Below are 11,981 nucleotides of genomic sequence, written 5' to 3' on the forward strand. Positions count from 1 at the left end.
ACGGGATATTTCCTACTGTTACTTAGGAAATAACCGACGACACCCAACAATTTCCGCTACGCCTGCGACCAGCGTCTAAGCTTCAGACAAAGCAAGAGAAATAACGAAATCAGGCTTAAGACTATGGGCGCACAGTGGCACTCCGATAACGGCAGTAACCTCGCAGCCGCCGAGCAATCGGAAGTACCGCCGTCCCCTCCACCGCCTCCGCGTCGTTCCCGGCTGCGCCTGCTGTGGTGGCTGCTGTTCCTGATCGTGCTGGTTACCCTGGCCCTGCTGGCCTATGCGGCAGCCAAGGAAATGCAGACCTCGGCCATCCAGTCCCGGGAATTCAGCCGCTTCGCCGCCACCCTCAGCTACTCGATGCACAAGGGGCCAAGCGATGCGATCGTCTATCCGGGTGAAGGCCCGTTCGACAAGCGCCTTGGCTACAGCGCCCTCGGCGAGTTCATCCCGCGCCTGCTGAAGCGGGACTACGTGGTAGTGGAACAGACGAGCTTCTCCCCGGCACTGATGGACTACGTCAACCACGGCTTCTTCGTACCCTATACCGAGAAGATCCAGAGCGGCCTGAGCATCACCGACTGCAAGGGCAGCGTGCTTTACCAGTACCAGTACCCCCAGCATCTCTACCCCGACTTCGCCTCGATCCCGCCGGTGATGGTGCACAGCCTGCTGTTCATCGAAAACCGCGACCTGCTCGACCCCAATGACCCCAATGCCAACCCGGCCGTGGACTGGCCGCGCTTCGCCAAGGCGGCCTACACCCAGGTCGCCAAGTACCTGGCGTTGCCCGGCCAGTCGGCGGGCGGCAGTACCCTGGCCACGCAACTGGAGAAATACCGCCATTCGCCGGACGGCCTGACCGTGTCCGGCGCCGAGAAGATTCGCCAGATGATTTCCGCCAGCGTGCGCGCCTACCAGGACGGCCCGCAGACCCTGGAAGCACGCCAACGCATCGTTCGCGACTATCTCAACAGCGTGCCGCTGTCGGCGGTGCCCGGGCATGGCGAAGTGCACGGCATGGCCGAAGGCCTGCGGGTCTGGTATGGCGCCGACTTCGCCGAGGTCAACCGCCTGCTGTCGTCCACCGCCACCGACCCCGACACCCTTGCCGCCCGTGGCCTGGCCCTGCGCCAGGTACTGTCGCTGATGATCGCCCAGCGCCGGCCTTCGCACTTTTTGTCCAAGGGCCGCAACGAACTGGCGACCCTGACCGACAGCCATGTCCGCCTGCTCGCCGCCAACAACATCATCGACAAGCCGCTGGCCGACGCGGCCCTGGCGAGCAAGGCCATCTACCGCGACTGGGTGGCCCAGCCGACCATCGTGCCGATCGTCACCAACAAGGGCATCAGCGTGGCCCGCAGCCGCTTGTCGAGCATGCTCAACCGCCCGCTGTACGACCTCGACCGCCTCGATCTGTCGGCCACCAGCACCCTGCAATCGGACCTGCAGGAACAGATCAGCCAATACCTGCGCGACCTTGCCAATCCGGAGTTCGCGGCGAAGATGGGCCTGTTCGGCGAGCGGCTGCTGACGCCCACCAGTACCACCCAGGTGCGCTACAGCTTCACCCTCATGGAGCGCACCGCCGACGGCTCGCGGGTGCGGGTGCAGACCGACAGCACCGACCAGCCCTTCGATATCAACGAAGGCAGCAAGCTGGAACTGGGCTCTACCGCGAAGCTGCGGGTGCTGACCAGCTACCTGGAGATCATTTCCGAGCTGCATGACCGCTACGGCAAGATGTCGGTCGCGGATCTGAAGAAAGTCGAAGTGGCCGATGTCGATTTCATCACCCGCTGGTCCATCGACTGGCTGATCCAGAACAAGGACCGCGACATCAACGCAATGCTCGACGCCGCCCTTGAACGCAAGTACTCGGCCAGTCCCGGCGAGGCGTTCTTCACCGGCGGCGGGCTGCATGTGTTCAACAACTTCCGCAAGGAAGACAACGGGCGCATCCCGACCCTCAAGGACTCCCTGCGCGAGTCGATCAACCTGCCGTTCATTCGCCTGATGCGCGACCTGGTGCGCTACAGCACCTACCAGGCGCCGGGCAACAGCGCGGCCCTGCTCAAGGACGATGCCGAACCGCGGCGCCAGGAATACCTGGCGCGCTTCGCCGACCGCGAAGGCACCGATTTCCTGCGCCGGTTCTGGAAAAAATACCAGCGCAAGACCTCCCAGGAACGGCTCGACACCTTCCTTGACGGTCTGCGGGTCACGCCGATCCGCCTGGCCGCAGTGCACCGCTACCTGTTCCCGGAGGCCGACCAGGCCACCTTCAACGCTTTCGTCCGCGCCCATATGAAGAAGGAAGGCGTGGTCGCCAAGCCGGCCGGTGGCAAAAAGGACCCGCTCAGCGACGAGCGCCTGGAAATCCTCTACGCCGCCTACGGCCCCGGCAAGTACGACCTGCCCGACCAGGGCTTCATCGCCAAGTCGCACCCGCTGGACCTGTGGCTGGTCGGCTACCTGCTCAAGCATCCCAGCGCCAGCTTCCAGGAAGCGACCCTGGCCAGCCATTTCGAGCGCCAGGAAGTCTATGGCTGGCTGTTCAAAAGCAAGCACAAGGGCGCACGCGACAGCCGCATCCGCACCCTGGTGGAAGTCGAAGCCTTCCTCGATATCCACCAGCGCTGGAAGCGGGTCGGCTACCCCTTCGACCACCTGGTGCCCTCGCTTGCCACCGCCATCGGCAGCTCCGGCGACCGCCCGGCGGCACTGGCCGAGTTGATCGGGATCATCCAGAACGATGGCGTGCGTTTGCCGGTGTTGCGCATCGATACCCTGCATTTCGCCGCCGGAACGCCCTACGAAGTGAGCCTGGCCGGGGATCCGGACCGCGGCGAGCGGGTGCTGTCCGTCGAAGTGGCCCGGGCCTTGCGCGGGGCGCTGTCGCAGGTGGTGGATGCCGGGACGGCAAGGCGGGTTTCCGGGACCTTCAAGCTGGATGACGGCACCGTGCTGACCATGGGCGGCAAGACCGGGACCGGTGACAACCGCATCGAAAGCTTCGGTGCCGGTGGCCGGCTGATCGGCTCGCGCTCGCTCAATCGCACCGCGACCTTCGTGTTCTACCTGGGCGATAACCATTTCGGCACGCTGACGGCGTTCGTGCCGGGGCGCGCCGCGGAGTCGTTCAAATTCACCTCGGCGCTGCCGGTGCAGGTGCTCAAGGGCATGGCACCGATGCTGCTGCCGTATCTCAAGCCGGGTGGCAATACCCAGTGTGCGGTGCCGCTGACGGCGGAGCCTGGGGCGAGTGTTACCCAGGCACATTAGATCTTCGTTGTTCTTGAGGGCCTTATCGCTGGCAAGCCAGCGATAGGGCCCTTTGCTTCAACACACCTTTCAGCACCTGGGCTTGCAATAAGATATATCTTGAGTAATATCTTGAGACATATCGCAAGCAACCAGGAGCTCCTCCCATGCGCGATCACCACTCTTCCCACCGCGAGCCCGAAGGCTTCGAACGCCGTCGCGAGCGCGGCGACCGGGGCCCGCGGGTCTTCGCCCCGGGCGATCTGAAACTGCTGCTTTTGGCCATGCTGGCCGAGCAGCCCTGCCACGGCTACGACCTGATCCGCCAGATCGAAGCCCTGTTCGACGGCAACTACAGCCCGAGCCCCGGCGTCATCTACCCGACCCTGACCTTCCTTGAAGAGAGCGAGCTGATCATTGGCGAAGTCCATGGCAGCAAGAAGCGCTACCAGGCCACCGAGGCCGGGCGCGAATCACTGAAGGAACAGGCTGTCGCCCTGGATGGCGTGCGCACCCGCATCGAAGTGAGCAAGCGCTCGTTGCGCGGCCATGACCGGCCGCCGGAGATCCACGAAGCCGTACACAACCTGCGTCATGCCCTGCAGATGCACAGCGGGCGCTGGAACCCACAAGAAATAGAGCGGGTACGCCACCTGCTCAATGAAACCGCGAAAGCCATCGTTGCCGGACCTCTCACCTCCCCTTCCCAGGAGCCATCCGAATGACTTCGAGCGAAAACACCATCCACCGCGTCATGCACCCGATCAAGCACCGTCAACTGACGGTGCTCAAGGTGGTCGACCTGACCCCGCGCATGCGCCGCATCACCCTTGGCGGCGAGCAATTGCAGGGCTTCGTCAGCCTGGGCAGCGACGATCACGTCAAGCTGCTGTTCGCCAACAACGCTGAAGAGCAGGCAGCCATGGATGCCCTCGACCTGCCGAAGGACGGCATCAAGCCGACCATGCGCGAGTACACCCCGCGCCGTATCGACCTGGTCAACAACGAACTGGACCTGGACTTCGTTCTCCACGGCGATGGCCCGGCATCGACCTGGGCGGCCCAGGCCAAACCCGGCCACAGGCTGAATATCGCCGGCCCACGCGGCTCGCTGGTGGTGCCGGATATCTTCGACAGCTACCTGCTGGTGGGCGATGAGACCGCGATTCCGGCCATTGGCCGGCGCCTCGAAGAGCTCGGCAGCGGGCGCAAGGTGCTGGTGGTGGTGGAAATCGAGGACGAGCATGAGCGCCAGCCGCTGCCGAGCAAGGCCGATGTCGAGGTGATCTGGGTCGAACGGCACAAGCAGTCGGTGCTGGACGTGCTGGCCGGCCTGCAATTGCCGGGCGGCGAGTTGTACGCCTGGGTTGCCCTGGAAAAGGCCCTGACCCGCAAGGCCAAGGCACTGCTGCTTGAAGAGAAAGGCGTGGCCGAGGATCGCCTCAAGGCTGCCGCCTACTGGCGCCTCGATCCGCACGACGAGGAGTGATATTGCTCAGGCCTGGCCGCGGCGCTTTCCCTGCCAGCGGTCCAGGCCGACAACGCACAGGCCCAGGAGCATGAACGCCGCGAGCATCACCAGCGCATTGAGCAGCACCTGCTCGTAGCCGAGCGCGGCGACATCGATGAACGGATACGGGTAAAACCCGATCATCTGCCCGCGCAGCAGGACATAGCCGAAATACACCAGCGGATACCCCGACCAGGCCAGCACATGGCCAATGCGCAAGGCGCCCTTGTGCGTCCGCCGCCACCAATACAGCGCGAACAACAGCGGCATCACATCGTGCAACAGCCCGTCGGCGATCCATTGCCAGCCCCGGGGCTGCCAAAGATGGCGCAGCAGCAGGCTGTAGGCGATCGCCACGAAGAGGATGCTCGCCAACACACCGGACACCACCGAAGGCGCCAGCCAGAAACGCCGTGCCGAAGCGTCACGCCCGAAGGCATCAGCCGTCAGTACGGTGGCAACCAGGATATTGCTGAGCACGGTGAAGAAACCGAAGAAATTCACCAGCCCGCCCAGCAGGCTGGCGTCGCCCTGCCAGCGGGCGATCAGGATCAGGTACAACTGCACCGTCAGCCCGAACCAGCCAAGCACCGCCGCGGCACCGGTCCAGCCCTTTGCACTCATGCGCCTACTGCTCGCGCTTGATGTCACGCAGCATCTTCAGATAGAGGCTTTCCACCTTTTCCCGTGCCCACGGCGTCTTGCGCAGGAAGGTCAGGCTCGACTTGATGCTCGGATCGCTCTTGAAGCAGCGAATATCGATGCGCTGCGCCAGCCCGGACCATTCGTAGCGGGCCACCAGGGCATTGAGGATCTGTTCCAGGGTCACGCCATGCAGCGGGTTCTTGTCAGTGGCGGTCATGCCAGTGCTCCAGCCAAACGAAGGTGCGCACCTTAGGCCCCTTTGTGCAGCGGGGCAATGCTCCAGACAGTCTAGTTCGCGGGGTGGTCCTCCAGGTGGATTGCAAATGGACATTATTGCAATGTTATAGTGTAACCATTCATAACCTGCCAAGGACCCTACATGCGTTACCTGCCCCACCCGCTCTCTCCTCTCGCTGTCGCGCTCTGGCTAGCGTCATCGCCCAGCCAGGCCCTGGAACTGGAGCCCCAGGTGATCACTGCCAATCCGCTGGGCAACGCCCAACTGGCGACGCCGAGCAGCGTGCTCGAAGGCGACCGGCTGCTGCTGCAACAAAAAGGCAGCCTCGGCGAAACCCTCGATGGCGAGCCGGGCGTGTCCTCCACCTGGTTCGGACCGGGCGCCAGCCGCCCGATCATTCGCGGCCTGGATGGCGACCGGATTCGTATCCTGCGCAACGGCATCGGCGCGCTCGACGCATCGTCACTGTCTTACGACCATGCCGTGCCGCTGGATCCGGTGAACATCGACCGGGTGGAAATCGTTCGTGGTCCGGCCGCGCTGCTCTATGGCGGCAACGCCATCGGCGGCGTAGTCAACACCTTCGACAATCGCATCCCGACCGAGGCCATCGAAGGTATCCAGGGTGCCGGCGAACTGCGCTACGGCGGCGCCGATACCACACGCAGCGCGGCAGGCAGACTGGAGACCGGCAACGGGCAGTTCGCCCTGCACCTGGACGCCAACAGCCGGCGGTTCAATGACCTGCGTATCCCCGGCTATGCCCGCAGTTCTAAGGTGCGGGACGCCGACGAGTCCGGCAGCCGCCATCGCCTGGAAAACAGCGACGGTCGCCAGGACGGTGGCGCGGTCGGCGGTTCCTATGCCTGGGAGCATGGCTACACTGGCGTGTCCTACAGCCGCTACGACGGCAACTACGGCTCGGTGGCCGAGCCCGGCGTGCGCCTGGCCATGGAGCAGGACCACTACGGCTTCGCTTCGGAAATCCGTGACCTGGAAGGCCCGTTCAGTTCGCTGAAGGTCGATCTCGGCTACACCGACTACAAGCACAGCGAACTCGAAGAAGGCGAAGTCCACACCACCTTCAAGAACAAGGGCTACGAGGCCCGGGTCGAAGCCCGTCACCAGCCGCTGGGGCCGCTGGAAGGGGTGATCGGTGCGCAGGTCAACCGCAACGAATTCTCCGCCCTGGGCGAAGAAGCCTTCGTCCCGCAGACCGATACCGACAGCGTCGCCCTGTTCGTCCTGGAGCAGTGGCAAGCCAGCGAACGCCTGGCCGTGAGCCTGGGCGGACGCCTGGAGCACACCCGGGTCGATCCGGACGCCAAGGGCAACGAGCGCTTCGCCGCAGCCGACAGCGCCAGCAGCTTCACGGCTGCCAGCCTGTCCTCGGGCGCGGTCTATCGACTGACACCGATCTGGTCCCTGGCCGCCAGCCTCGGCTATACCGAACGCGCGCCGACCTTCTACGAGCTGTATGCCAACGGCACCCACGTCGCCACCGGCGCCTACGAAGTGGGCGACCCCAACCTGTCGAAGGAAAAAGCCATCTCCGGCGATCTTGCCCTGCGTTTCGACAACGGTACGCACAAAGGCAGCGTCGGCGTGTTCTACAGCCACTTCCGCAACTACATCGGCCTGCTGGCCAGTGGCGAACTGCGCGAAGGCCACGACCATGGCGATGACGATCATGACCATGACCACGACGACGGTGATATCCCCGAGTACCTGTACAGCGGCGTGCGGGCGCGCTTCTACGGCATCGAGGCGCAGGACCGCTGGCAATTGCTGGAAAACCGTTACGGCAGCTTCGCCCTGGAACTGTCCGGCGACTACACCCGGGCCAGGAACCTCGACACTGGCGAAGACCTTCCGCGCATCGCGCCGCTGCGCCTGAACAGCGGGCTGGTGTGGAACCTGGATCGCTGGCAGGCACGGATCGATGTGCAGCACGCCGCATCACAGCATCGCAAGCCGGCCAACGAGACCAGCACCGATGGCTACACCACCCTGGGGGCGAGTGTCGGTTATCGCTTCAATGTGGGTGAAAGCGAATGGCTGGCGTTCGTCCGCGGTGAAAACCTGACTGACCAGACCGTGCGCTATGCCAGCTCGATCCTGCGGGACGTCGCGCCGGCTGCGGGGCGGAGTGTGGAGGTGGGGCTGCGGACGACCTTCTGATTCGTGGTGCCACCATCGCCGGCAACGCCGGCTCCCACAGGGCCCAGCATGCGCCGCGAAACCTGTGGGAGCCGGCGTTGCCGGCGATGAGGCCCGTAAGGTCACCACAGGATTATTACCAATCCCACAAAACACCCTGACAACCTCCAGCCTTTCCAACCCCATCAATCCTCTATATCCTCCCCGCCCCAAGCTGAAACGCTTAATCACTCCGAATTTACCGAAAAATCCTGGCGAACTCCCAGCGCCGGGATATCTGCCGTTTTTTTCAACAATCAAAAGATAGCGCTATCTCATGCCCTGCCCCCCTGCTTTCCGACTCCTCGCCGCACCGCTGTTGTGCGCCCTCGCCGCCTCTGTCCAGGCCACGCCGATGTTCAGCGCCGACTCCCCATGGATGCTCGGCGACTGGAACGGCACCCGCAGCGCGCTGGCCGAGCGCGGCTATGACTTCAGCCTGGACTACACCGGGGAAATGGGCAGCAACCTGCACGGCGGCTACGACCACGACCGCAGCGCGCGCTACAGCGATCAGTTCGCCTTCGGCAGCCATCTGGACCTGGACCGGATCCTCGGCTGGAACGCCACCGAGTTCCAGTTGACCATCACCGAGCGCCACGGCAACAACATCAGCAACGACCGCATCAACGATCCCCGCGTTGGTGGTTTCACTTCGGCCCAGGAAGTCTGGGGCCGTGGCCAGACCTGGCGGCTGACGCAGCTGTGGATCAGGCAGAAGTACTTCGACGGTGCCCTGGACGTAAAGGCCGGGCGCTTCGGCGAAGGCGAGGACTTCAACAGCTTCCCCTGCGACTTCCAGAACCTGGCGTTCTGCGGCTCCCAGGTCGGCAACTGGGTCGGCGACAGCTGGTACAACTGGCCCGTCAGCCAATGGGCCGCGCGGGTGCGCTACAACTTCAGCCCCGAGCTGTACGCCCAGGTGGGCGCCTTCGAGCAGAACCCGTCGAACCTAGAACGCAACAACGGCTTCAAACTCAGTGGCAGCGGCACCCAGGGCGCGATGTTCCCGGTTGAACTGGTCTGGAGCCCGGTAATCAGAAGCCTTAAGGGGGAATATCGGGCGGGGTACTACTACAGTAATGCCAACGCCAAGGATGTTTACCGCGACGCCAACGGCCAGCCTGCCGCGCTGAGCGGCCAAGCCTACCGCAGCCGCTCGAGCAAGCATGGTTTCTGGCTGGGCGCGCAGCAGCAGGTGACGTCGTTGGCCAGCGACCATTCCCGTGGCCTGAGCGTTTTCGCCAATGCCACGCTGCACGACAAGAAGACCAATGCCATCGACAACTACGTTCAGGCAGGTGTGGTGTACAAGGGGCCGTTCGACGCCAGGGCCCAGGACGATATCGGCTTCGCCCTGGCCCGCGTGCACGTCAACCCGGCCTACCGCAAGAACGCCGCGGCGCACAACCGCGTCGCCGGCGTCGATGATTTCGACGAACCGGCCTTCCTGCCGGTCCAGGACACCGAATACAGCGCCGAGCTGTACTACGGCATCCACCTGGCCAACTGGCTGACCCTGCGCCCGAACCTGCAATACATCCGCCATCCGGGCGGGGTACAGGCAGTGGACGATGCGCTGGTCGGCGGTTTGAAGATCCAGAGCCACTTTTAACCGGCCCGCGGGCCTGACGATTCAACATTGATGGAGAACCTTCCAATGAGCGCAGACGGAACCCGCTGGCTACCGAGACTGCTCGGTGTGCTGCTATTGCTGATGGGCATGGCCCTGGTGGCCGGCGGCATCAAGCTGATGCAACTGGGCGGCTCGCTGTATTACCTGATCGCCGGCATCGGCTTCGCCGTGTCCGGGATCATGCTGCTGGCCTTGCGCAAGCACGCCCTTGGCCTCTACGGGCTGGTACTGCTCGGCAGCACCGCCTGGGCCCTGTGGGAAGTGGGCCTGGACTGGTGGCAACTGGTGCCGCGCCTGTCCCTGTGGTTCGCCCTTGGCGTGGTCTTGCTGCTGCCCTGGGCGCGGCGGCCACTGCGGGGCCTGGCCGGCCAGCCGGCGCGGGTCAACCTGGCGGTGCTGGGCATAGCCGTGGTCGCTTCCGGCGCCACCGCGATTGCCAGCCAGTTCACCCATCCGGGCGAAATCAAGGGCGAGCTGGGGCGTGACACCACCACCCTGTTCAGTACCGCACCGGACATGCCCGACGGCGATTGGCAGGCCTATGGCCGCACCGAATATGGCGATCGCTACTCGCCGCTGCGGCAGATCACCCCGAGCAACATCTATCAGCTGGAAGAAGCCTGGCGCATCCGCACCGGCGATCTGCCCAGTGCGGACGACCCGGTCGAGCTGACCAACCAGAACACTCCGCTCAAGGTCAACGGCATGCTCTACGCCTGCACGGCGCACAGCAAGGTGCTGGCCCTGGACCCGGACACCGGCGCGGAAATCTGGCGCTTCGACCCACAGATCAAGAGCCCGTCCGGCAGCTTCAAGGGCTTTGCCCACATGACCTGCCGCGGCGTGTCCTATTACGACGAGAACAACTACGTCAACGCCGACGGCAGCCCGGCACCGAAGATCAGCGAAGCCGGCCAGGCCGTGGCCCGCGCCTGCCCGCGGCGTCTCTACCTGCCGACCGCCGACGCCCGGCTGATCGTGCTCAACGCCGATAACGGCAAGGTCTGCGAAGGCTTCGCCAACAACGGCACCATCGACCTGACCCAGGGCATCGGCCCGTTCACCGCCGGTGGCTACTATTCCACCTCGCCGGCAGCCATCACCCGCAGCCTGGTGATCATCGGCGGCCACGTCACCGATAACGAATCGACCAACGAACCGTCCGGCGTGATCCGCGCCTATGACGTGCACGACGGCCGTCTGGTGTGGAACTGGGACAGCAACAACCCGGACGACACCAAGCCGCTGGCCCCGGGCAAGACCTACAGCCGCAACTCGGCGAACATGTGGTCGCTGGCCAGCGTCGATGAAAACCTCGGCATGGTCTACCTGCCACTTGGCAACCAGACCCCGGACCAATGGGGCGCGGACCGCACGCCGGGCGCCGAGAAATTCAGCGCCGGCATCGTTGCCCTCGACCTGGCGACCGGCAAGGTGCGCTGGAACTACCAGTTCACTCACCATGACCTGTGGGACATGGACGTCGGCAGCCAACCGACCCTGCTCGACCTGAAGACTGCCGATGGCGTCAAGCCAGCGCTGATCGCCCCGACCAAGCAGGGCAGCCTGTACGTCCTCGACCGTCGCGACGGCACGGCCATCGTGCCGATCCGCGAGATCCCGGTGCCGCAGGGCGCGGTACCGGGCGACCACACTGCGCCGACCCAGGCCCGCTCCGACCTCAACCTGCTCGGCCCGGACCTGACCGAACAGGCCATGTGGGGCGCCAGCCCGTTCGACCAGATGCTCTGCCGCATCCAGTTCCGCGAGCTGCGCTACGAAGGCCAGTACACCCCGCCGTCGGTGCAGGGTTCGCTGGTGTATCCGGGTAACGTCGGTGTATTCAACTGGGGCAGCGTGTCGGTGGATCCGGTACGTCAACTGCTGTTCACCAGCCCGAACTACATGGCCTTCGTCTCGAAAATGGTGCCGCGTGCCGAGGTGGCCGAGGGCAGCAAGCGCGAAAGCGAGACCAGTGGCGTGCAGCCCAACACCGGCGCGCCTTATGCGGTAACCATGCACCCGTTCATGTCGCCACTGGGCGTGCCATGCCAGGCACCGGCCTGGGGCTATGTGGCGGGGATCGACCTGCTGAGCAACAAGGTGGTGTGGAAGCACAAGAACGGCACCAGCCGCGACAGCTCGCCGATTCCGATCGGCCTGCCGATCGGTGTGCCGAGCATGGGTGGCTCGATCGTCACCGCCAGTGGCCTGGGCTTCCTCAGCGGCACCCTGGACCAGTACCTGCGCGCCTATGACGTCAATACCGGCAAGGAACTGTGGAAATCGCGCCTGCCGGCGGGTGGGCAGGCGACGCCGATGACCTATACCGGCAAGGACGGCAAGCAGTATGTGCTGGTGACGGCAGGCGGGCATGGGTCGCTGGGGACCAGGATGGGCGACTACATCATCGCTTACAAACTGCCTAACTAAGCGTCGCTGCTACTGGCCTCATCGCGGGTGAACCCGCTCCCACAGGGTAT

Annotated in this window: 8 protein-coding genes; 6 read left to right on the top strand and 2 right to left on the bottom strand. The window is 64.4% G+C overall.

Annotated elements, in window-relative coordinates; genetic code table 11:
• The first annotated feature begins 123 nt into the window (after window positions 1-123).
• The 3 genes from ACKLLE_RS26115 (at window position 124) to ACKLLE_RS26125 (ending at window position 4,759) form a co-directional block, all read left to right on the top strand.
• The gene (locus tag ACKLLE_RS26115; protein ID WP_420059466.1) at window positions 124-3,291 is read left to right on the top strand and encodes a transglycosylase domain-containing protein; all 3,168 of its coding nucleotides are present in this window, start codon (window positions 124-126) and stop codon (window positions 3,289-3,291) included.
• A gap of 146 nt (window positions 3,292-3,437) precedes the next feature.
• Window positions 3,438-3,995: a PadR family transcriptional regulator gene (locus ACKLLE_RS26120; protein ID WP_009399816.1), complete on the top strand. Its 558-nt coding sequence runs from the start codon at window positions 3,438-3,440 to the stop codon at window positions 3,993-3,995.
• On the top strand, window positions 3,992-4,759 hold the full coding sequence (locus ACKLLE_RS26125; RefSeq protein WP_420059467.1) for a siderophore-interacting protein: 768 nt from the start codon (window positions 3,992-3,994) through the stop codon (window positions 4,757-4,759). The genes ACKLLE_RS26120 and ACKLLE_RS26125 overlap by 4 nt, the downstream gene beginning before the upstream one ends.
• Before the next feature lie 6 nt (window positions 4,760-4,765).
• Here ACKLLE_RS26125 and ACKLLE_RS26130 read toward each other — a convergent pair whose 3' ends face one another.
• Window positions 4,766-5,404 carry a Pr6Pr family membrane protein gene (locus ACKLLE_RS26130; RefSeq protein WP_420059468.1) on the bottom strand — a complete coding sequence of 213 codons (639 nt, stop codon included), beginning with the start codon at window positions 5,402-5,404 and terminating at the stop codon, window positions 4,766-4,768.
• 4 nt (window positions 5,405-5,408) lie between these two features.
• A complete protein-coding gene (locus ACKLLE_RS26135; RefSeq protein ID WP_009399821.1) occupies window positions 5,409-5,642 on the bottom strand; it encodes a VF530 family protein in 234 nt (77 codons plus the stop codon).
• A 162-nt stretch (window positions 5,643-5,804) separates the two neighbouring features.
• On the opposite strand from ACKLLE_RS26135, the gene ACKLLE_RS26140 reads away from it, so the two are divergent.
• The 3 genes from ACKLLE_RS26140 (at window position 5,805) to ACKLLE_RS26150 (ending at window position 11,931) form a co-directional block, all read left to right on the top strand.
• Window positions 5,805-7,844 carry a TonB-dependent receptor gene (locus ACKLLE_RS26140; protein WP_420059469.1) on the top strand — a complete coding sequence of 680 codons (2,040 nt, stop codon included), beginning with the start codon at window positions 5,805-5,807 and terminating at the stop codon, window positions 7,842-7,844.
• A gap of 295 nt (window positions 7,845-8,139) precedes the next feature.
• Window positions 8,140-9,477 carry a carbohydrate porin gene (locus ACKLLE_RS26145; RefSeq protein WP_420059470.1) on the top strand — a complete coding sequence of 446 codons (1,338 nt, stop codon included), beginning with the start codon at window positions 8,140-8,142 and terminating at the stop codon, window positions 9,475-9,477.
• A 45-nt stretch (window positions 9,478-9,522) separates the two neighbouring features.
• Complete coding sequence (locus tag ACKLLE_RS26150) at window positions 9,523-11,931, top strand: glucose/quinate/shikimate family membrane-bound PQQ-dependent dehydrogenase (RefSeq protein WP_420059471.1); 2,409 nt, start codon at window positions 9,523-9,525, stop codon at window positions 11,929-11,931.
• Window positions 11,932-11,981 lie beyond the last annotated feature (50 nt).

The sequence above is a fragment of the Pseudomonas bharatica genome (genome assembly GCF_048586865.1).
In the GTDB taxonomy this organism is placed as follows: Bacteria; Pseudomonadota; Gammaproteobacteria; order Pseudomonadales; family Pseudomonadaceae; genus Aquipseudomonas; species Aquipseudomonas bharatica.

Excerpts from the sequence above, each read along its gene's own strand:
- ACKLLE_RS26115 (WP_420059466.1), top strand. The coding sequence starts at position 124 with ATGGGCGCACAGTGGCACTCCGATAACGGCAGTAACCTCGCAGCCGCC.
- ACKLLE_RS26135 (WP_009399821.1), bottom strand. The coding sequence starts at position 5,642 with ATGACCGCCACTGACAAGAACCCGCTGCATGGCGTGACCCTGGAACAG.
- ACKLLE_RS26125 (WP_420059467.1), top strand. The coding sequence starts at position 3,992 with ATGACTTCGAGCGAAAACACCATCCACCGCGTCATGCACCCGATCAAG.
- ACKLLE_RS26130 (WP_420059468.1), bottom strand. The coding sequence starts at position 5,404 with ATGAGTGCAAAGGGCTGGACCGGTGCCGCGGCGGTGCTTGGCTGGTTC.
- ACKLLE_RS26150 (WP_420059471.1), top strand. The coding sequence starts at position 9,523 with ATGAGCGCAGACGGAACCCGCTGGCTACCGAGACTGCTCGGTGTGCTG.
- ACKLLE_RS26140 (WP_420059469.1), top strand. The coding sequence starts at position 5,805 with ATGCGTTACCTGCCCCACCCGCTCTCTCCTCTCGCTGTCGCGCTCTGG.
- ACKLLE_RS26145 (WP_420059470.1), top strand. The coding sequence starts at position 8,140 with ATGCCCTGCCCCCCTGCTTTCCGACTCCTCGCCGCACCGCTGTTGTGC.
- ACKLLE_RS26120 (WP_009399816.1), top strand. The coding sequence starts at position 3,438 with ATGCGCGATCACCACTCTTCCCACCGCGAGCCCGAAGGCTTCGAACGC.